This window comes from Anaerostipes butyraticus (genome assembly GCF_016586355.1).
Classification (GTDB): Bacteria; Bacillota; Clostridia; order Lachnospirales; family Lachnospiraceae; genus Anaerostipes; species Anaerostipes butyraticus.
In genome coordinates this window covers 37,042-59,068 of the sequence record NZ_BLYI01000062.1, presented here as the reverse complement: position 1 = coordinate 59,068, position 22,027 = coordinate 37,042, and the positions used below count along the sequence as shown (strand labels likewise).

Sequence of the window (22,027 nt, the reverse complement as noted above, 5' to 3'; positions counted from 1 at the left end):
TTTTGTGATTGTGATATAATATAAAAGTATCAGATTTTTTAGAATAAATAATAGACTGTTGTATAAAATTTGGTACTTTTCTGTGGAAAATGAAGGACAGATAAGGAAGGAAGAAACGTGAATATTAAACAGTTTATTAAAAAAATCATTATTGCAGCTTATAAACGTCTGACGCCGGCAATGCCGTTGAAAAAAAATCTGATTTTGTTTCAGAGTAATAACGGCGTGAATTATACAGGAAATCCAAAGTATATTTATGAGGAAATGGTCCGGCAGGGACTGGATCAGAAATATGACTGCGCATGGATCCTGCTGGATACATCCATTGAAGTACCGGGGAAATGCCGTAAAATAAGGCGCAATTATCCGGAATTTTTCTGGAATCTGATGAGAGCAAAATTCTGGGTGTTCGACAGCCGGCAGGAAAAGATGTATGTAAAGAAAAAGGATACGGTGTATATTCAGACATGGCATGGAACGCCTCTGAAAAAACTGGCGCTGGATATGGATCAGATGGATATGGCAGGGAATCAGAACATTGAGAGGTATCATGAAAATTTCCGCATTGCATGCAGGGACTGGGATTATCTTGTGTCCCAGAATAAGTTTTCCACGGAAGTATTTAAATCCTGCTTTGATTTTGCCAATAAGCCGATTTTAGAGATTGGGTATCCGAGAAACGATGTCTTATTCCAGAAAAATAATGAAAAAGATATCAGGGACCTGAAAGAAAAGTTAGGGCTCCCTCTGGATAAAAAGATTATGCTGTATGCGCCTACCTGGAGAGACAATGAATTTTATCAGAAAGGGGCTTATAAATTTGCTACAGAATTAGATTTTGACAGGATGCGGGAGGCTTTTTCTGATGAATACTGCATGATTGTGAAATATCATTATCTGGTATCTGAAAATATAGACTGGACACCATATGAAGGTTTTATATATACTTTTGATGAGACGAAAGATATTGCATGGCTGTATCTTGTCTCTGATATCCTGATTACAGATTATTCTTCTGTTATGTTTGATTACAGTCTTTTGAACCGTCCGATGTTCTTTTTTGCCTATGATCTGGAAGATTATCAGAATCATCTGAGAGGTTTCTACTTTGATTTTATCAATGAGATTCCGGGACCGATTTCCCAGGATACAGAAACATTGATTTCGGATATTCAGAATTACCGGGAAGAAGACTGGGAGGAAAAATACAAAGCTTACCACGATAAATTCAACAATGTAGATTGTGGAGAAGCTTCCAGAAAGATCATAGATTTGATTCAGGAGAAAACAAAAGAAGCTTAGAAATTTTGGCAGATGAAAAAGCAGGTTCTTTTCCTGGAAGATACAAAGTAGGAGGTTAGTGTCTTATGGTAACGATTCTTTTAGCGACGCTGAATGGAGAAAAATATTTAAAAGCGCAGTTAGAATCTATTGCGGCCCAGACATATGAGAATTGGCAGCTGGTGGTCGGCGATGATGGTTCTACGGATCAGACGCTGGAAATTTTAAGGGAATTTCAGAAAGAACATCCGAACCAGGTGACGATTTATGAAAATAATCCTCCGTTTGGAAGCGCAAAAGGAAATTTTATCAATCTGCTTCGAAATTCCTATGGTCCGCATTTTATGTTCTGTGACCAGGATGATGTGTGGAAGAGAGACAAGATCTATCTGACGCTTCAGAAGATGGAGGCGCTGGAGACCCGGTATGGCGATAAGGTGCCGATTCTGGTGCATTCTGATTTGTCTGTGGTAGATGAGAATCTGGAAATGGTGGCAGAATCTTTTTTTCAGTATGCTAACCTGCCAAAGCGAGTCATGCTGAATCGTCTGATCGTGCAGAATTCGGTGACAGGGTGTACGGTAATGATCAACCGGTGTCTGCAGCAGTTTTTCCTGCGGCAGCTTCCGATTCCGAAGATTATTATGCATGATTACTGGGCAGCGCTGATCGCCAAAGTATTTGGAAAGATTGGTTTTGTAAATGAGCCGACGATGCTGTACCGTCAGCATGGGCATAATTCGGTAGGGGCCAAGGATGCCATGAATGTTAAATTTCTGTACGGCCGGCTGAAAGAAGGAAAGAATTCCTACCGGAGAATGATGATTGAATCCATGGAGCAGATCCAGGGGTTTGTAGGTACTTATGGAAAAGAAATTCAGGATCTGGACAGCTATGAACTGCTGAAAAATTATGGGGAGCTGTACTATAAAGGAAAATTACGCCGTCTGGCATTTTACAGGCATAACCAGGTATTAAAAGAAGGAAGGATCAGAAAGCTGATGCAGTGGCTTTGGGGATAAGAATATGAAAAACGCAGCAGGATTGTTAATAAAATATTTTATTATGTATTTATCATGCCTCTTCCCACGCAGCCGAAAGATTTATGTATTCGGCGCATGGCTGGGGGAAAAGTTCGCGGATAATCCGAAATATCTGTTTTTAGAGGCTCAGGATGATCCTGAAATCCGTCCGGTCTGGATTACAAAGAATCCGGATGTGTGCCGTCAGGTCCGCGCTATGGGATATGAAGCTTATCTGTCTCACAGCCTGAAAGGGATCTGGATGCAGCTTCGGGCGAAATACGCAGTTGTCTGCAATGGAATCAGTGATCTGAATCATGCCTTTCTTGGAAGAGCGGTTTTTCTGAACTTATGGCACGGCGTTCCGCTGAAAAAAGTAGGTTATGACGATGATAAGGTGAAAAACTGGGACAGCAGAGGACAGAAGATCCGGCGTCTGATCCAGCAGATTCCTTTGGGAAGAGAGTATGTGGCAGCTACAAGTGAGAATTATAAGCCAATTTATGAGAGTGCATTTCGCAGGCCGTCGGATCATATTCTGGTAGTGGGGCAGCCCAGAAATGACATTTTTTTTGATAGAGAAGGAAAATTTCCGGTTCAGCACAGACTGAGGAATGCGGCACGGGGCCGGAAAATCATCTTATATGCCCCGACCCACAGGCAGGAAGGCAGGATTCTGTTTCCGCTGGAGGAACATTTTGATTTTCAGAGATTGAATCAGTGGTGCCAGGAGCATCATGCCGTATTTGTCATAAAACGCCATTTTTATCATCAGGAGGATCCGGTTGATTTTTCCGGATATTCCAATATTGCGGATATCACAGACAAGTCAATGGACATCCAGGAACTTTTAATGGATACAGATCTGCTGATTACCGATTATTCCAGTACCTATATTGACTATTTGCTGCTGGACCGGCCGATGGTATTTTATGATTTTGATTATCAGGACTACTTAAGGACGGACAGAGAAATGTATTATGACTATGATGAGGTAACGCCAGGATACAAGGCAGAGACATTTGGGCAGCTGCTGGATGAGCTGGATCTGATTTTCCAGGGAGAAGATCAGTGGAGAGAGGAGCGCAGGCGCGTAAGGGATCTGTTTTACTGTGCGCAGGGGCAGAAAGCAGTCGGAAGAAAACTGCTGGAGTTTCTGAAAGACATATCATAAAAAAGGATGAAAGAAAGGAAGCTGTAAGAAGTGAATACGTTTTTACCGGCAGATATCTTAATGCCGCGGGTAGATTCCATGGGAAAATGGGCAGTGATTGCCTGTGATCAGTATTCTTCTCAGCCGGAGTACTGGGAAGAAGTAAGAGAAAAGGTGCAGAATGTGCCATCAGCGCTGCATCTGATTCTCCCGGAAGTAGAACTTGGGAGTGGAAGAGAAAAAGAGGAAATTGAAAAAATACATAAGACGATGAATCGTTATCTGACCAACCAGATGTTCCGGAGTTATCCGCATGCGTTGATTTATGTGGAGAGAACTCTGCAGAATGGAAAAATCCGAAAAGGGATTGTGGGAAGGATCGATCTGGAAGAATACAGTTATACACCGGGAAAAGAGGCTAAAATCCGGGCAACGGAGAAAACAGTTATGGAGAGAATCCCGCCGAGAATGAAGATTCGCTACAATGCATCTGTGGAACTGCCTCATGTGATTCTGCTGTGCGATGATCAGAAGAAAAAGCTGATCGAGCCGATCACCAGGAAGAAAAAGAGTTTTACAAAACTGTATGATTTCCAGCTGATGAAAGGCGGAGGCCATGTGGCAGGATGGCTGATCCAGGGAGAAGACACTGACGCTTTCGTCCGCAGGACAGAAGAATATGAACAGCAGATGATGGAGAAATATAAGGAATTTGGAGAAACGCCGATGGTATATGCTGTGGGAGACGGCAATCATTCACTGGCCACAGCCAAGGCCTGTTATGAGCGGTTAAAGCAGGCACATCCGGAGGAGGATTTTTCAGAGCATCCGGCCAGATACGCGCTGGTGGAACTTGAGAACCTGCATGACGAAGCGCAGGAATTTGAACCGATCCACAGGATCATTACCAGCGTGGATACAGAAGAACTGATGGAACAGCTGCAGGAGACTTCCTGCAGGGAAGGAGGATTCCCGATTTCCTGGTATTCAGGAAAGAAACGGGGAAAGATATATCTGGATCTGAAAAAGAATCAGCTTCCGGTAGATAAGCTGCAGACATTTCTGGATGAGTATCTGGCGGAAAATACCGGTGAGATGGATTATATCCATGGAGACGGAGTGCTGAAAAAGCTGGCACGACAGGAAAAGGCCATTGGATTTCTGCTGCCGGCAGTTGAGAAAGACCAGCTGTTCCCAAGTGTTATGACAGATGGAACTCTGCCAAGGAAAACATTTTCCATGGGTCATGCATGTGAAAAAAGATATTATATTGAAGGAAGAAGAATACGGTAGAAATAAAAAATCCCCGCAGGGAAAAACTGCGGGGACTTTTGCGTTTGTTATGTCAGGAGCCGACACGGTTTATGATTTTCTGATTAATTCTTCCCAGCTCATCGCTGACCTGGTAATTGGAAGTGCCGAACAGATATTCATGAGCACGTACGGCATTTTCTTCCAGGGTTGTCGGGAAGCCGTAGTAAGTGCCATTATATTTCATTTCTTTCTGATCCCATGGGAATCCCTGCTGATCGATAATATCATATCGGAAAACAGACAGCAGCATACGGAATAATTCAGAACGATCCATATTGGTCTTGATCTGAGGAAGAACGTCATCCATAGCTGACATGAGTTTTAACGGACTTCGCTTTCCTTTTTCAAAGATCTTTTGAAGGACTTCTCTCTGTCTTCCGGCTCTCGCCAGATCACCGCCTGCTGTATAACGGATTCTTGAGTAGGCTACCGCCTGATTGCCGTCCAGGGTATAGGTGCCTGCCGCTGGAATTTCAGGGGAATCTCCGCCGTTGATCCGGTTCATATCGCCAATATAGTCGTTAAGATTATCAAGAATGCTGGAATCGATATCCATTTCAATGCCGCCCAGTGCATTCACGAGGTCTGCCATAATCTGAAAGTTTACAGTGGCGTATTTTTCGATATTCAGATCAAGATTTCGGTTAATAGTGCTGACGGCAAGAACCGGACCGCCCCAGGAATAAGCCGCGTTGATCTTATTGTACTGGCCATTGATGCTGACAAAGGTATCCCGGTAAATGGAAAGAAGTTTTACATCTTTGGTCTTGTTGTTAACACTGACTACGATGATCGAGTCAGAACGGTTCCCGGTGTCAGACATGCTGCCTGTCTGGGAATCAATGCCAAAAAGAGCATAGTTCGTGTAATTCTGCATATTGGCGTCTTCACTGACCGTTACCAGCTGGGTTTCATCTAAGCTGGTTGTCTGAATGTTTCCAAGCTTTACAAATGCGATGCCGAGGAAGATCAGGATGATCAAAACCAGAAGCAGCAGAAGAAAAAGAATCGTACGCAGCGGCGATCGCCGCTTCTTTTTCAGATGTTTTTTTTGATATGCTTTTTTCATAAGAACCTCCAATCAAAGAAAGGACGGCACAAAGGCCGTCCGGTTTTAGTAAGCGTTTTTATTTACAAATCCTTTGAAGAATGTTAAAAACAGGATTTTGATGTCCAGGCCCAGGGACCAGTTTTCAATATAATAAAGGTCATGCTCAATTCTTCCGCGGATGGAAGTGTCACCGCGGAATCCATTGACCTGTGCCCATCCGGTAATTCCCGGACGCACCTGATGTTTGATCATATAACGAGGAATTTCCTCTTTAAACTTCTCAACAAACTGCGGCCGTTCCGGACGAGGCCCGATCAGGCTCATATCGCCTTTTAACACGTTCCAGAACTGAGGAAGTTCGTCCAGACTGGTTTTTCGGATGATCTTTCCCACCGGAGTAACACGGGCATCGTTTTTTGTGGTCCACTGCTGTGCTTCCTTCTTCGGATCCTGGACGCCCATGGAACGGAATTTGTACATTTTAAACGGCTTATTTCCCAGCCCGATGCGTTCCTGGGCAAAGATGATCGGTCCCGGCGAACTTTTCTTCACCAGGATTGCCACCACCAGCATGATCGGAGAGAATATGATCAGTGCAACGATAGATCCGATGATATCGATGGTCCGTTTGATGATTCGGTTCATCGTATTGGTAAGAGGCACATTTCGAATATTAATAACCGGAAGTCCGTCCAGATCTTCGGTATACGGGTTAGTGGAAATAAAGTTGTAATAATCAGGAACAAACTTTGTGTGTACACCGGATTTTTCACAGATGGCAACGACTTTTTCCAGTTTATGATATTCGTTCAGGTTCAGAGTAATGGCAACTTCATCCAGAGAAGTATTTTCAAGATAAGAAGCCAGATCGTTCAGTGTGCCGATTCGTTTTACGCCGCGGTATTCAAAATTTTCACTGACAGTATCGTCAAAAATTCCGTGAACTTCAAGTCCCCAGTGAGGATTAGATTTGATACGGTCGATATAAGCGGCAGCAGATGTGCTGAATCCGACGAATACCGTATGTTTGATATTATGCCCTCTTTTGCGGTTTACTTTCAAAATCTTACGGATAATGTATCTGGAAATTACGCCGTAAATAAAATTGATGATGAAAAACAGCAGATACAGAGAACGCGGGAAATTCTGGATCTGAAAGATCGTAATGACAAATGCCGCGATGCCCAGTCCGATCACATTGGATTTTAAAAGATTGATCAGTTCTTTGCTCCCTCTCTGATATCGTTTTGGCGTATAAAGCCCAAAAGATGCATATAATATCAGAAGTACGATCATTGCGATAATAAGAGGAAGCTGATAGTATTTCAGCGGAAAGGGATAACGATTGTAAGTGAAAACATATTTGTATACTTCAAAGCCGAAAATACTTAAATTAAACCGGATCTGATAGGCAGTAACTCCCGCGAGATAAATGCAGATTGCATCGATCAGGACGTGCAGCCTGTTCAAATAAGTTTGGTTTTGCTTAATCATAAATCAATACTCCTTTTTTACTTCTTATTATTATAAGGTAAAAAGCTCATATGTACAATGGAAAAAAGCTTAGGTTTTTCTTATGCCGGTTTTGTGCAAAACAGAGTGGTTTCTCATTTTTATAACAATTAAAACACAATTTAAACACAAATATTGAGTATATTTAAAGCAAGTTAAACATTAAGGATGAAAGAAAGGAGACAGTATCATGGGTGAATATGATAATAATATAAATAATAATAATGCGAATGATGACGGTCAGTGGAAGACCGCCGAAGAATGGAGACAGGAGGAAGAGACATCTCAGAAGAAAAATAGATTTTTCGCCCGCAGAAAAGAGAAAAGGAATCATGGAGGCGGCAGATCCGATGGAACGCGAAGAGGCGGCGCGTACTGGGCAAAAGTCGGAGCCACAGCGATCGTGTTTGGGCTGGTGGCAGGAGTCGCTTTCCAGGGAGTTCAGTATGGATTTTCAAAAGCGGGTATCGGAACCAGCGGCACACAGCTGGCAACGACCAAAACGACCAGCGGTTCTTCTTCTGATTCCAGTGATGGAATTTCTGAGGTTGCGGAAAACGCCATGCCGGCGATCGTTTCTATCACCGGTATTTTTGAAAATACTTCTCAGGGATGGTTCGGACAGCAGCAGAGCAGTCAGACGGAAGGAGTTGGATCCGGGGTCATCATTGGAAAACAAGATGGAAAACTCCTTATTGTTACCAATAATCACGTAGTAGAAGATGCGGAATCTCTTTCTGTCGGTTTTGTTGATGGAGAAAGCGTAAAAGCAAGTGTCCGTGGAACTGACAGTGATGCGGATCTGGCAGTGGTTGAAGTTAACTTAAGCGACATGAAAGATTCGACTCAGAGTAAAATCGCGATTATTACACTGGGAGATTCTGATGACCTGAAAACAGGAGAACAGGCAATCGCCATCGGAAATGCTCTGGGATATGGACAGTCAGTAACGGGCGGATATATCAGCGCGGTAAATCGTGAAGTACAGATGACAGATAATACGATGACGCTGATTCAGACAGACGCAGCCATTAACCCTGGAAACAGCGGAGGCGCCCTGTTAAACAGTAAAGGAGAACTGATTGGAATTAACACAGTAAAATATGCTTCTACGGATGTAGAAGGAATGGGCTATGCAATTCCGATCAATACAGCAAAACCGATCATTGAACAGCTGATTGAAAATGAAGCGCCGTCAGAGGATGAAGAGGCTTATCTTGGAATTTCCGGTCAGACCATAGACAGTTCCATGGCCTCTCAGTTCAATATGCCGACAGGTGTATATGTACAGCAGGTAGTCAGCGGATCTCCGGCAGAGACTGCAGGAATCAGTGCAGGAGATGTCATTACGCAGTTCAATGGAAGTTCAGTTTCTACCATGGAAGGGCTGCAGAGCAAGATGTCTAACTTAAAGGCAGGCAAAAAAGTAAAAGTTGTGGTACAGCGTCAGAATCAGCAGGGAACGTATGAATCCAGGACATTGACAGTAACCCTTGGCAAAAAATCCGATGCTCCGTCAACATCATCTTCCGGCAGCAGTTCTGGAAACAGCAGTTCCGGCAATAACTATGGCGGATCACAGAGTGGATCTGGCAGCAGCTACTATTATAATTATGGCAGATAAATAGAAAGATATTGAAAAAATACCAGATAGAAGATAAAATGAAATGGACAGCAGAAACTGCTGTCCATTTTCTTTTTTGGGAAAGAAAGGACCGGGAAAATGGTCCTGTATCGGAACCTGTAGTTTTTTGTGAAGGTTATATCAGGAGATCAAAAATGATAGCAGTTGAGATTGAGAATATTAAGAGATTTATGGCAGGATTCCTTGCGGGAGATTTATTTGATGACTTTTTGATGAATGAAGGAAAGTTATCCATGGATATTGCATATGAATTCAATGGAAAAGTTTTAAAGGAGTTTTATGATACAGAAGAATGGGAAGAATACGGAATATATCCGTATATTCCGTGGGAGAGAGAAAAGGCAAGGATGTTTGGTCTGATCAAAGGAAAGAAGACGCCTTTGTCATTTCAGTTTGTTATGATGCTGAAGCCGGAAAAAGTGGAAAGATTTCTTGAAAAATATAACCTGGCTGCAGGACAGGATGAGATTGCAGGGCTGTTCATTAATCTTCTGTATGACAGAAAAAGCCTGAAATGTACTTCCGGTGTGTCCAGAAGGTCGTTTACCATGGACCGGGGAGTGGAAGAATACTGGGATGTGGAAGTAAAAGAGCGTTTGAAGGAGTTTATGTAAATGCGGTTATTAAAAGAAATATGCAGAGGATCCCTGCTGGGAGTGGCGAATATCATGCCGGGCGTCAGCGGAGGGGCGCTGGCCATTTCCATGGGAATTTACGACAAGATTATTTATGCCATTACTCATTTGAGGAAAGATCTGAAAAACAGCATCCGGATTCTGACGCCGATTGGAATCGGCGTTGTTCTGGGATTCGCAGGACTGTCTTTTGTGATCCGCTGGCTGTTTGAAGAATATCCGCTTCAGACCAATCTTTTATTTGTTGGTCTTGTACTGGGCGGAATTCCGGAAATTTTGAAACCAATCCGGGCAGAGAAAGTCAGGACGGCTGGGATTCTGGCGTTTTTCTTCTTTTTCTTTCTGGTAGCAGTGCTGCCAATGCTGAATATCAGCGGAAAAGAAGCAGTGATGGATCTGTCTTTTGCGACAGCAGTAAAAATGTTTGGAATAGGAATTATTTCTGCTGCGACCATGGTTGTGCCGGGAGTGAGCGGCTCCATGATTCTTTTACTGATAGGGTATTATCAGCCTTTGCTGGATGAGATTACAGGATGTATCCAGGGGTTCCTGACCATGAATGCGGATCAGATGATCCGGGGTGTCCTGATTCTGGCGCCGGCAGTTCTTGGACTGGGAGCAGGGATTATTGTTATAGCGAAAATCGTAGAATATCTCCTGGCGCATCATAAAACAACGTCTTACTGGGGCATTCTGGGACTGATCATTGCATCGCCGGTGGGAATCCTGGCAGAAATGAGAGGCATGTCCTTTGATGCTGTTTCTGTCCTGACGGGAGTGCCTGCCCTGCTGATCGGACTGTTTGCGGCTAACCGGCTGGGGGACAAAGAATCATGAGAAAAGGATTGTGATGGCTGTATGGATATGGTAGAATAAGTAGTAATCAATACCACATAATAAAGTTTTGAAAAGGAGATACCGATATGAGCTTTCATATTGTATGCGACAGCTGCACGGATTTAACAAAAGAAGATTTTGCGAAAGGGTGTTATACATGGGTGCCTCTGACCCTGATCGTAGATGGGGAAGAGATTATGGATGATGAGACGTTTGACCAGGCGTCCTTTCTCAAAAAGGTGGCGGAGAGCCGGAAAGAAGTGAGATCCGCCTGTCCTGCGCCGGAGAAATATATGGAGGCTTATGATCAGGCAGATGATATTTATGTTGTCACATTATCCGCGGAATTAAGCGGTTCTTACAACAGCGCGGTACTGGGGAAGAATCTTTATGAAGAGGAAAACGGAAAGAAAAACATCTACGTGTTCAATTCCAGAGGAGCCTCTACAACCCAGCTGCTGATTGCCAGAAAGATTTATGAGTATGCCTCTGCCGGAATGAAGTTTGAAGAAGTGGTTGAGAAAGTGGAAGCGTATATCTCCACCCAGCGTACTTATTTTGTTCTGGAAACCCTGGAAGTCCTTCGCAGGAACGGGAGACTTTCCAGTCTGACGGCGACTCTGGCCGGCGCGCTGAATATTAAGCCGGTGATGGAAGGAACGAGAGATGGAGTGATCCAGAAGCTGACACAGGCCAGAGGAATGAAGAAAGCATTGTCCAGGATGGTAGAATCCATTGTAAAAGAAGGAAGAGATCTGTCCCGGCGGATTCTGGCAATTGCACACTGCAACTGTCCCCAGAGAGCAGAATTTGTAAAAAATCTGATTGAAAAAAATCTGGACGTCGGAGAGATCGTGATTATCGAGACAAAGGGCGTAAGTACACTGTATGCCTGCGATGGAGGCATTATTTTGTCCTATTAAATGAGTTTTGTTATCAATAAAGACAGGGATTCCTGCACAGGGAACCCTGTCTTGTTTTTTATTCTCAGATTGTATATAATTAGGAACAATCATAAATGGTCGGATTATTTCAGATGTGGAAATCTGACGATAAAAAAGGAGGAATTTATGAGTCGTTTAGAATTACAGACCCCCAATCATGCGCAGCTTGTGGTAGAAGGACTGTACAAAGATCTGGAACGCAGGATTGAGTCCAGTCCGCCGGGCTTATGTCCGGTGGATATTTCACGGGCTTTTCTGGAACTTTGTCATGCGCAAAGCTGTGGAAAATGTGTGCCGTGCAGGGTCGGACTGGGACAGCTGAAGAATCTTCTGACAGATGTGCTGGATGGGAAAGCGGATATCCGGACACTGACTGCCATCCGGGAGACCGCTCAGTCTATTATGGAATCGGCAGACTGCGCCATCGGCTACGAGGCAGCCAATATGGTGTACAAAGGAGCCGTAGGATTCAAAGAAGATTATCTGGAACATATTATGTATCACCGCTGTCTTAGTACATTAAATCAGCCGGTGCCGTGCGTGTTCCGCTGCCCGGCCAGAGTTGATATTCCGGGATACATAGCTCTGGTCCGAGAAGGAAGATATGAAGACGCAATCCGGCTGATTCGGAAAGATAATCCTTTTCCGACAACCTGTGGGTTTATCTGTGAACATCCTTGTGAAGATCTCTGCCGGAGGAATATGATCGATGATGCGGTGAATATCAGAGGACTGAAGCGGATGGCTTCCGATGCCGCCGGCTATGTGGCGCCGCCGGAGTGCGCGCCGTCTACGGGCAGACAGGTAGCGGTAGTAGGAGGAGGCCCAAGCGGACTGAGCGCGGCATATTATCTGCAGTTAATGGGACATCAGGTGACTGTGTATGAAATGCTGCCGGAACTGGGAGGCATGCTTCGCTACGGAATTCCAAATTACCGGCTTCCAAAGGAACGGCTGGATCAGGACATTCAGGCAATTCTGGATACGGGAGTCAAGGTAGAATTTGGAAAAGATATCGGAAAAGACATTTCTCTTGCGGAATTAAAAGAACAATATGATGCGGTTTTGATCAGTATCGGGGCAAGCACCGATAAAAAGATGGGACTGGAAGGAGAGGACGCCGATGGTGTAATCTCAGCGGTGCAGTTTTTAAGAAATGTGGCTCTTGGGCAGGAAGAAAGACTGGATGGACAGGAAGTAGCTGTAATCGGCGGCGGAAATGTGTCCATGGATGCAGTTCGGACTGCAGTCCGGCTGGGAGCGAAAAAAGTCAGCATTCTCTATCGAAGGAGAGTGGCAGACATGACCGCGCTCCCGGACGAAATCCAGGGAGCTGAGGCAGAGGGCGTGGAAATACGTACATTGATGGCGCCGTCCAGAGTTGAAAAAAATGAGGAAGGAAAAGTAGAAGGAATCTGGGTTACACCTCAGATGATCAGCGTCATTCGAAATGGCCGGCCGAGTGTAAGACCGTCAGGAGAAGAGGACGTTTTGATTCCATGTCAGACTCTGATCGTGGCCATCGGTCAGGACATCGAATACCAGCATTTTGAAGAATCCGGAGTTCCGGTTCAGAGAGGAAGAATCAGTGTCGAGAAATTCGGAGGATTTGAGGAAATGCCGGGCGTATTTGCGGGAGGCGACTGTGCTTCCGGACCTTCCACTGTAATTTCAGCAGTAGCGGCAGGAAAAGTTATTGCGGCAAATATTGACGAATATCTGGGATACCATCATGAAATCAGGAGTGATGTGGAAATACCGGAACCGATTCTGGAAGATAAACAGCCGTGCGGAAGGGTTAACATGACAGAGCGGGAAGCAGGAGAACGAATCTGTGATTTCGAAGGCGTAGAGAATTGTATGACAACAGCGGAAGCATGTCAGGAGGCATCCAGATGTCTGAGATGTGATCACTTCGGATACGGAATATTTAAAGGAGGCAGGGATATAAAATGGTAAATGTTACGATCAATCACCGGGAGATTTCGGTTCCGGAAGGGACGACCATTATGGAAGCAGCAGCATCCATCCATATTCAGATTCCCAAATTATGTTATCTGAAAGATGTAAATGAAATCAGCGCCTGCCGTATCTGTGTCGTAGAAGTGGAAGGTCAGAGCCGTCTGGTAACATCGTGCAATAATGTAGTGGAAGAAGGCATGGTGATTTATACCAACAGTCCAAGAGTCCGGAGAAACCGCCGGCATACCATAGAGATGCTTTTGTCCCAGCACAATATGGAATGTCCAATGTGCGTGCGCAGCGGGAACTGCAGTCTTCAGTCCATTGCCAATGACCTGAACGTAGTAGGAAGTTTTTACAAACAGGAACTGGTGCTTCAGGAATGGGATATGCATTTCCCTCTTATCAGAGAGGCAAACAAATGCATTAAATGTATGCGGTGCATTCAGATCTGTGATAAAGTCCAGGGAATGAACGTATGGGATGTATCCGGAACCGGATCAAGAACAACGGTTGGTGTATCCGGATGCAGAGACATTACATCAGCTGACTGTACGTTATGCGGACAGTGCGTGACCCACTGCCCGACAGGAGCTTTAAGAGAACGAGATGATACAACAAGTTTTTACCGCGCCCTGGAGCGGGAAGATACCGTTGTTGTTGCGCAGATCGCGCCGGCAGTCCGGGCTGCCTGGGGAGAATCCCTTGGTTTGTCCAGAGAAGAGGCGGCAGTAGGTAAGATCGCGGATGCGCTGCGCCGTATGGGAGTGGATTATGTCTTTGACACATCATTTTCCGCAGATCTTACGATCATGGAAGAAGCCCACGAATTTGTGGAGAAATTTACCAAAGGAGAACTGGAGGAAGATACGATGTTCACTTCCTGCTGTCCTGGATGGGTAAGTTTTATGAAAACTCAGTATCCACAGATGACAGGCTGTCTCTCCACGGCAAAATCTCCACAGCAGATGTTCGGAGCCGTAATGAAGAGCGCCTTTGCCAAAAAGCTTGGAATTGAACCGGAAAGAATTTATGCCGTGTCTATCATGCCGTGTCTGGCCAAGAAAGCGGAACGGGAAATGACACTGTTTTATGAAGAGTTTGCAGGACATGATGTAGACTGTGTGCTGACAACAAGAGAGCTGGACCGGATGTTAAAAGCAGATTACATTGATCCGCACACATTGGAAGATGTGGAATTTGACCGTCCGTTTGGGGAAAGCAGCGGCGCAGGGGTAATATTCGGCGCCACCGGCGGAGTGATGGAGGCAGCTTTACGATCTGCCTATTTTATGGTGACAGGAGAAAATCCTCCGGCAGACGCTTTTAAGGAAATCCGCGGCGTGAAGCAGAAAGGCTGGACCGAAGCTGAATTTGACATTGCAGGAAAGAAAGTATCCATTGCCGTAGTAAGCGGATTGAAAAATACAAGGATGCTGATGGAAGCCATTCGAAAGAAAAAAGTCCATTATCATTTTGTAGAAGTTATGGCATGTCCGGGCGGATGTTCCGGCGGAGGCGGACAGCCAATCCATGACGGATATGAGCTGGCAGGCGAACGAGGGGAAAATCTATATTTCCTTGATAAGAATGCCAAAATCCGTTTTTCTCATGAAAATCCGGATATCCGGACATTATATCAGGAGTATATGGGAGAACCGGGAGGCAAAAGAGCTCATCAGCTGCTGCATACGGAACATAGAATTTAAGAGAAAACAGGCTGCTTCCAATGGAGGCAGCTTTTGTTTTTAGATAGAAAGAAGCTTAGTTTTGATACCAGGAGATTGTGCTTTTTTTTGTATAACGTTTACAGAATTCAGTTTTTTCGCTATAATATAGCCTAAAAGGCTGATAAAATGGCCTTGCAGCAATGAAATAACACCATAGGAGGAACAATCATGAGCAAGATTCAGATGACGACCCCGTTAGTTGAGATGGACGGAGATGAAATGACAAGGATTCTTTGGAAGATGATCAAAGAAGAATTGATTCTGCCTTATGTAGATTTAAAAACCGAATATTATGATTTAGGACTGGAACATAGAAATGAAACCAATGACCAGGTTACTTTCGATTCTGCAGAAGCAACAAAGAAATATGGAGTTGCGGTAAAATGCGCTACCATCACTCCAAACGCAGCCCGTATGGAAGAGTATGACCTGAAAGAAATGTGGAAGAGTCCTAACGGAACCATCCGTGCAATCTTAGACGGAACTGTATTCCGTGCGCCAATTACTGTAAAAGGCATTACACCAACCGTAAGCAAGTGGAAAAAGCCAATCACAATCGCCAGACATGCATATGGAGATGTGTATAAAGGCGTAGAAATCAAGGTTCCAGGACCTGGAAAAGCAGAACTTGTCTTTACAGGAGAAGATGGACAGGAAATCAGAGAAACCATTCACGATTTTGACGGACCGGGAATCATTCAGGGAATGCATAACCTGGATGCTTCCATTGAAAGTTTCGCAAGAAGCTGCTTTACATATGCGCTGGATACAAAACAGGATCTCTGGTTTGCAACAAAGGATACAATTTCCAAGAAATATGATCACAACTTTAAAGATATTTTCCAGGAAATTTATGATAAAGAATACGCAGAGAAATTTGAGGCAGCTGGTATTGAATACTTCTATACCCTGATCGATGACGCAGTAGCAAGGGTTATGAGATCTGAAGGCGGATTTATCTGGGCCTGCAAGAACTATGACGGAGATGTTATGAGTGATATGATCTCATCTGCTTTTGGTTCTCTGGCCATGATGACATCTGTACTGGTATCTCCTCAGGGCTATTATGAGTATGAAGCAGCACATGGAACTGTACAGCGTCATTATTATAAACACCTGAAAGGGGAAGAAACATCCACGAACTCCGTAGCAAGCATCTTCGCATGGACCGGAGCATTAAGAAAACGCGGTGAGTTAGACGGTAATCAGGAACTGATGGATTTCGCGGACAGACTGGAAAAGGCAACTCTGGATACTATCGAATCCGGAACTATGACCAAAGACCTTGCATTGATCACAACACTGGAAAATGTAAACGCAGTCAACAGCGAAGGATTCATCAAGGCAATCGCAGAAAGATTATAAAAAAAGAGAAACGATCTCAGGAAAACAGCCTGAGATCGTTCTATTTTTTTAGTTCTTTGTCAGATACAGGGAAAGTAAGGAACAGAGCTGTTTTTTTTGAAAGAAGCATCCGGAAAATTAGAAAGTCTGCACAGGAGGAGGCAATTTTGAAGGGGAAGCCTCCTGTGGATCAAAGAGTTCACATAGGAGGAGCCAAAATTGAAGAAAGGGCCTCCTGTGGGTCAAAAAGCCTGCACAGGAGGAGATAAGCATGAAGAAAGAGCCTCCTGTGGGTCAAAAAGCCTGCACAGGAGGAGATAAGCATGAAGAAAGAGCCTCCTGTGGGTCAAAAAGCCTGCGCAGGAGGAGATAGATATGGAGAAAGAACCTCCTGTGGATTAAAGAGTCTGCACAGGAGGAGATAAGCATGGAGAAAGAACCTCCTGTGGATCAAAGAGTCTGCACAGGAGGAGATAAACATGGAGAAGGAGCCTCCCATGGATCAAAAAACTCACACAGGAGGAGATAAACATAGAAAAAGAACCTCCTGTGGATCAAAGAGGCCGCACAGGAGGAGCCAAAATTGAAGAAAGAGCCTCCGGTGGGTCAAAGAGGCCGCACAGGAGGAGATAAACATGAAGAAAGAGCCTCCTGTGGATCAAAAAGCCTGCACAGGAGGAAATAGGTTCAGAAAAAGAACCTCCTGTGGATCAAAAAGCCTGCACAGGAGGAGGCAAAATTGAAGAAAGAGCCTCCTGTGGGGCAAAGAGTCTGCACAGGAGGAGATAAACATAGAAAAAGAGTCTCCTGTGGGCCAAAGAGTCTGCACAGGAGGAAATAAGCATGAAGAAAGAGCCTCCCATGGATCAAAAAACTCACACAGGAGGAGATAAACATAGAAAAAGAGCCTCCGGTGGATCAAAAAGCCTGCGCAGGAGGAGATAAGCATGAAGAAGGAGCCTCCTGTAGATCAAAGAGGCCGCACAGGTAAAGACGGAAACATAGGAAACGAAAACATGAAAAAGAAAAACAGGATCTTATGGGGCAGTGTCCTGATAATCATTGGAATCATTACGGCAGCAGGAATGATTCTCATCAGGAGAGATGCCTCACAGGAAAATCAAAAAGATGCCGGATGGCAGGCATACTGGAACGATGTAAAGGATGACTGGACGCAGATTTCACTGCTTCCCGGAAGTGATGAATCCAAACTCAATTTTGCGTGGTATACGCCGGAGAACACCACCGATGAAGAGAGCGATCCGGATATGAAAGCTCTTGCAGAAAAAATGGATCCGGAAACGGCAGATGGAAAAATCCCTTCTTTATTAATCGGAGAGGGAAAGAATATGAAGAAAGCTAAACTTTATCCGGCTGTCCAGGCATCGGCAGAAGGAGTGAAAGATTCCAGAGGGGAAACGTATCATTATAATTATGTAACAGTATCAGGATTAAGAGAAAACACAGTATATTATTACAGTTATGACAACGGAAAAGGATACACGGAACCGATGGAGTACCGGACAAAAGGATTTAAGGAATTCAGCTTTATTTTTGCAGGAGATCCTCAGATCGGATCTCCCAATGAGGCAAAAAATACAGGTTCTGAGACATACAGGAAAACTCAGTCAGAGGCAGTCAGCCGGGATGCGAAAGGATGGAATCAGACAATCCAGGCAGCCATGAAACAGACAAAGAACAAAGCTTCTTTTATAATCTCAGCGGGAGATCAGATTCAGACGCCGCAGTCTCAATGCCCGGGCAGAGATGTCTCCTATAACGAAATCGAATATACAGGATTTTTAAGTCCTCCGGCTTTACGGTCTCTTCCGGCTGCAGTATCTGTGGGGAATCACGATGGGGACAATACGAATTTTTCTTATCATTTCCATATGCCGAATCAAAGCAGACTGGGACGTACGGCAGCAGCAGGAGATTACTATTTTACCTATGGAAACGGCCTGTTTCTGATGATCAACGCCCAGAATGATGATACGGAAGAACACAGGAAATTTATAGAAGAAACAATCAGAAAAAACGAAGACTGCAGATGGCGGATTGCCGTGCTTCATCAGGATATTTACGGTTCTGCCCTTCATTCCAGTGAACCGGAAATTATTTCCATGAGGGAAGAAATGACGCCTGTCCTGGAAAAAAATAAGATTGATCTGGTGCTTTCCGGACATGACCATGCCTATTCCAGAAGCAAAATGTTAAAAGGCGGGAAAGAATCCGATTCGGGAGTAAAAGAAAATCAGCGGGTTCTTTATAAGAATCCCAAAGGCATTCTTTATCTCACCGGCGGGTCTTCTTCCGGCAGCAAATACTATGGTCTGGCAGAAGACAGGCAGTCCTACATCGCAGCGCGGTGGCAGGAAAATGTACCTGCATATTCGATTCTGGAAGCAGCAGAAGATACACTTACAATCAATACATACCGGACGGATTGTGGGAGAAAGACTGACTGGGAAGTTGTGCTGGAAAAGGAATAAAACAAGGCGGAAGAATATAATTCTTCCGCCTTGTTTTATCTCCAATGGCCGTTATAATAGAAGGAGAATGTAAGAATTTTGAAAGGTTTGTATTAACATAAAATACAGAATCAACTGATATGATAATATCATCAAAGATAGGGAGGGCATTATGAATCAAACGAAGATCCTAGTAGTAGACGATGACAGAGAAATTGTCGGAGCAATCAAAAAACGCCTGGAACTGGAAAACTATCAGGTCCTGGCAGCCTACGACGGGCTGGAAGCCATGGATATCCTGATGTCTCAGGATGTACAGCTGCTTATTATAGACGTGATGATGCCGAAAATGGATGGGTTGTCCGCAACTATGAAAATTCGTGAGAGCAAGAACATACCTATCATTATTTTATCAGCAAAAACAGAGGAGAGTGATAAGATCCTGGGATTATCCATGGGAGCCGATGATTATGTCAGCAAACCATTCCGCCCGGATGAACTGGTAGCCAGAGTGAAATCACAGCTTCGCCGATACATGCAGCTTGGCAGCATGAGTTCCGCAAAGCAGAGCAAAGATAAGATTGTAAATGGCGGTCTGATCCTGGATACAGAAGGAAAGCGGATTCTGGTAGATGGGGAGCCGGTAAAGCTGACGGCAACGGAATACAAAATACTTTATTTGTTGATGAATCATCTGGGCCGGGTATTTTCTGCGGATGAAATCTATGAAAGAGTGTGGCAGGAAGAAGCTTACGCGACGGAAAATACAGTTATGGTCCATATCCGGAGGATTCGGGAAAAGATTGAGATTGATACGAAGAATCCAAAATATTTAAAGGTGGTGTGGGGAATTGGATATAAGATGGAAAAAATGGATTAATACGCTGTGTATTGCGGCCGTTATCTGTCTGATGACGGCAGGGGGCGTGTATGGGCTGAATGGAACCAATGGGGCGGCATCTCTTCAGACCGGAGTTTCTCTGGATGAGTTTGAAGAAAACGGATATTTTACCAATCTGTTTCAGCAGGGACTCTTGTTTCAGTGGTCAAAAGAACAGGGATACTCCCTGGAGACAGAAGATTATCAGGGAATTTCCCGGAATCTTCTCGATAAGCTGGAAAATGAAATGGATCTGGATGCGGATCTGGTGTTTAAACCATATGGGAAGAAAACAGTCCGGGAAGAAAGCCAGTATGGCAGTCAGAAGGCCGATTTTCAGGGCGGCAACACAATGCAGATGACAATACAGAGAGATCAAAGCGAGCAGATTAATCAGGCCGGACAGTTTGTGAACTGGGAAAACGGATATGAAGGCCAGTACGATCCGGAAAACTTTTATCAGGTTTCCGGAGATATGATGATTACTCTGCCAGAGGGTCTGCTGATCAATGGGGAAGAAGGAAGGCGGCTGGAATCAGGAACGATTCGCATCCGCATCACTCAAAAGGGTATGGATTTGATTGAGCAGGAATATAAGAAAGAGCAGACTCAGCTGATCCGTTATGTAAAAGAAATGACAATCATTCTGGGATTGGAAGTTCTGGGTGTCATTCTGCTGATCGTATTGTTTGCGCTGCAGGGAAGCCGGACCAGATTTTTCCGGTGGCTGGATCATATATGGTGGGAAGTGATCCTGCTGGCAGCTTTTTGGATCGGAGTCGGCCTGATTGGTTTGTATGCATGGACCTGGAGTGTAGGTCAGGACTATATGATGGGACTGACAGATCAGGCACAGGAAGAGATGATCGTTATGATCTGCAGTTTCCTAGTGCCGGCGCTGATTGCGTTGGCTGCGGTCTGCATTCAGACAACGGTATGGAGACTGAAGGAGCATAAATTGCTGGATTCGACTTTATGCATCGGATATTTTCGAAAATGGTACCGGAATTCCAAAAAGAGAAATCAGCTGGAATATGAAGCAATGAGTTTTGAGCAGCAGCATGTAAAAGACAGGATTCATCAATACCGGATCGGGAGAAGGATTTTGATTGTCTTTATCCTGTTTGGAATTTGTATTATGAACATATCCGGCGCCCTGGGACTTGGATTTATCATTCTGGGAGCTGTCGGGCTGAAATATCTGGTAAAATATTCTGATAAATATGCGGCAGAGCAGAAAGACTTAAACAAACTGGTAGAACAGATTGACCGGATCGCCAATGGAGAATTGACGGCAACGACAGATATTGAGGAAGGAAGCGTTTATTACGATTACAGCCAGAAGCTTGCCAACATCGGAAATGGAATGGAGAAAGCGCTGGAAGATCAGATGCGAAATGAGCGCATGAAGATCGATCTGATCACCAATGTATCCCATGACTTAAAAACGCCGCTGACGTCCATCATTGGCTATGTGGATCTCCTGAGCCGGGATGAGACGTTATCGCCGGAAGCGAGAGATTATGTTAAGATCCTGACCCAGAAAACAGAACGGCTGAAAAATATCATTTCAGATTTGTTTGAACTGGCAAAGTCTACCAGCGGAAATGCAAAAATATCTCTGGAAGTTATGGATATGCGAAAACTCCTGGAACAGACGATGGCAGATATGGGTGATAAGATCGAAGCATCCGGATTCCACATCCGGTTTCAGTGCAAAGCACAAAATACAAAATTCCTGGGAGACGTCAACCGCATGTACCGGGTGGTACAAAATGTCCTGGAAAATGCATTAAAATATTCCATGAAGGGGACGAGGATTTTTATTGACATTACAGAAACCGATCAGAGGCTGAAACTGGAAGTCGTCAACACCGCATCCTATGAAATGGATTTCACGGAAGAAGAAATTATGGAACGATTTGCCAGGGCAGAAAAATCCAGAACCAGTGAAGGCAATGGACTGGGATTGTCAATTGCAGATAGTTTTACCAAAAATTGTGGGGGAGATTTCGGCATTGAGGTCCGGGGAGACCAGTTCAGAGTGGAGATTTCCTTCCAGAAATACACAGAAAAAGTAAAATGATGTAAAAAACAGCCTATATTTCGGCAAAAAAGAAAAAAATGCAAAAAAAATTGTATTTTTTCTAATAAACAGTAGAAAATGTAAATAGAAAAGTATATACTATATAATGTACTGAGAGATATGCGGAAGTGTGGGACGGTATAGCTTATGATACATGGTT

General features: G+C 44.4%; 16 protein-coding genes. 14 read left to right on the top strand and 2 right to left on the bottom strand.

Annotation, left to right across the window (positions count from 1 at the left end; translation table 11 throughout):
• Positions 1-117 precede the first annotated feature (117 nt).
• From JMF81_RS13215 to JMF81_RS13200, 4 genes are all read left to right on the top strand, one after another.
• Positions 118-1,302, top strand: a complete 1,185-nt coding sequence (locus JMF81_RS13215; RefSeq protein ID WP_243282669.1) for a CDP-glycerol glycerophosphotransferase family protein — start codon at positions 118-120, stop codon at positions 1,300-1,302.
• A gap of 65 nt (positions 1,303-1,367) precedes the next feature.
• Positions 1,368-2,303 carry a glycosyltransferase family 2 protein gene (locus tag JMF81_RS13210; protein WP_201311904.1) on the top strand — a complete coding sequence of 312 codons (936 nt, stop codon included), beginning with the start codon at positions 1,368-1,370 and terminating at the stop codon, positions 2,301-2,303.
• 4 nt (positions 2,304-2,307) lie between these two features.
• The gene (locus tag JMF81_RS13205) at positions 2,308-3,477 is read left to right on the top strand and encodes a CDP-glycerol glycerophosphotransferase family protein (protein WP_201311903.1); all 1,170 of its coding nucleotides are present in this window, start codon (positions 2,308-2,310) and stop codon (positions 3,475-3,477) included.
• Positions 3,478-3,507: 30 nt separating this feature from the next.
• Positions 3,508-4,749 (top strand): DUF1015 domain-containing protein, encoded by a 1,242-nt coding sequence (locus JMF81_RS13200; RefSeq protein ID WP_243282668.1) that lies wholly within the window; start codon positions 3,508-3,510, stop codon positions 4,747-4,749.
• 52 nt (positions 4,750-4,801) lie between these two features.
• On the opposite strand, the gene JMF81_RS13195 is transcribed toward JMF81_RS13200, so the two are convergent.
• Positions 4,802-5,839 (bottom strand): LCP family protein, encoded by a 1,038-nt coding sequence (locus JMF81_RS13195; RefSeq protein ID WP_201311902.1) that lies wholly within the window; start codon positions 5,837-5,839, stop codon positions 4,802-4,804.
• Positions 5,840-5,884: 45 nt separating this feature from the next.
• Entirely contained in the window at positions 5,885-7,315 is a 1,431-nt protein-coding gene (locus JMF81_RS13190) for an undecaprenyl-phosphate glucose phosphotransferase (RefSeq protein WP_201311901.1), read from the bottom strand.
• A gap of 208 nt (positions 7,316-7,523) precedes the next feature.
• On the opposite strand from JMF81_RS13190, the gene JMF81_RS13185 reads away from it, so the two are divergent.
• The 10 genes from JMF81_RS13185 (at position 7,524) to JMF81_RS13140 (ending at position 21,867) form a co-directional block, all read left to right on the top strand.
• The gene (locus JMF81_RS13185) at positions 7,524-8,957 is read left to right on the top strand and encodes a S1C family serine protease (protein ID WP_243282667.1); all 1,434 of its coding nucleotides are present in this window, start codon (positions 7,524-7,526) and stop codon (positions 8,955-8,957) included.
• Between the two features lie 155 nt (positions 8,958-9,112).
• Complete coding sequence (locus JMF81_RS13180; RefSeq protein WP_201311900.1) at positions 9,113-9,592, top strand: DUF5721 family protein; 480 nt, start codon at positions 9,113-9,115, stop codon at positions 9,590-9,592.
• Entirely contained in the window at positions 9,593-10,450 is an 858-nt protein-coding gene (locus JMF81_RS13175; protein ID WP_201311899.1) for a DUF368 domain-containing protein, read from the top strand.
• 86 nt (positions 10,451-10,536) lie between these two features.
• Entirely contained in the window at positions 10,537-11,373 is an 837-nt protein-coding gene (locus JMF81_RS13170) for a DegV family protein (RefSeq protein ID WP_201311898.1), read from the top strand.
• 147 nt (positions 11,374-11,520) lie between these two features.
• The gene (locus JMF81_RS13165) at positions 11,521-13,353 is read left to right on the top strand and encodes an NAD(P)-binding protein (protein WP_201311897.1); all 1,833 of its coding nucleotides are present in this window, start codon (positions 11,521-11,523) and stop codon (positions 13,351-13,353) included.
• Positions 13,347-15,065: a [FeFe] hydrogenase, group A gene (locus JMF81_RS13160; RefSeq protein ID WP_201311896.1), complete on the top strand. Its 1,719-nt coding sequence runs from the start codon at positions 13,347-13,349 to the stop codon at positions 15,063-15,065. Before JMF81_RS13165 ends, JMF81_RS13160 begins: the two co-directional genes overlap by 7 nt.
• 189 nt (positions 15,066-15,254) lie before the next feature.
• Positions 15,255-16,451 (top strand): NADP-dependent isocitrate dehydrogenase, encoded by a 1,197-nt coding sequence (locus JMF81_RS13155; RefSeq protein WP_201311895.1) that lies wholly within the window; start codon positions 15,255-15,257, stop codon positions 16,449-16,451.
• A gap of 926 nt (positions 16,452-17,377) precedes the next feature.
• Entirely contained in the window at positions 17,378-18,922 is a 1,545-nt protein-coding gene (locus JMF81_RS13150) for a metallophosphoesterase (RefSeq protein WP_201311894.1), read from the top strand.
• A 151-nt stretch (positions 18,923-19,073) separates the two neighbouring features.
• Positions 19,074-19,781 carry a response regulator transcription factor gene (locus JMF81_RS13145; protein WP_201311893.1) on the top strand — a complete coding sequence of 236 codons (708 nt, stop codon included), beginning with the start codon at positions 19,074-19,076 and terminating at the stop codon, positions 19,779-19,781.
• The gene (locus tag JMF81_RS13140; RefSeq protein ID WP_201311892.1) at positions 19,753-21,867 is read left to right on the top strand and encodes a sensor histidine kinase; all 2,115 of its coding nucleotides are present in this window, start codon (positions 19,753-19,755) and stop codon (positions 21,865-21,867) included. Before JMF81_RS13145 ends, JMF81_RS13140 begins: the two co-directional genes overlap by 29 nt.
• Positions 21,868-22,027 lie beyond the last annotated feature (160 nt).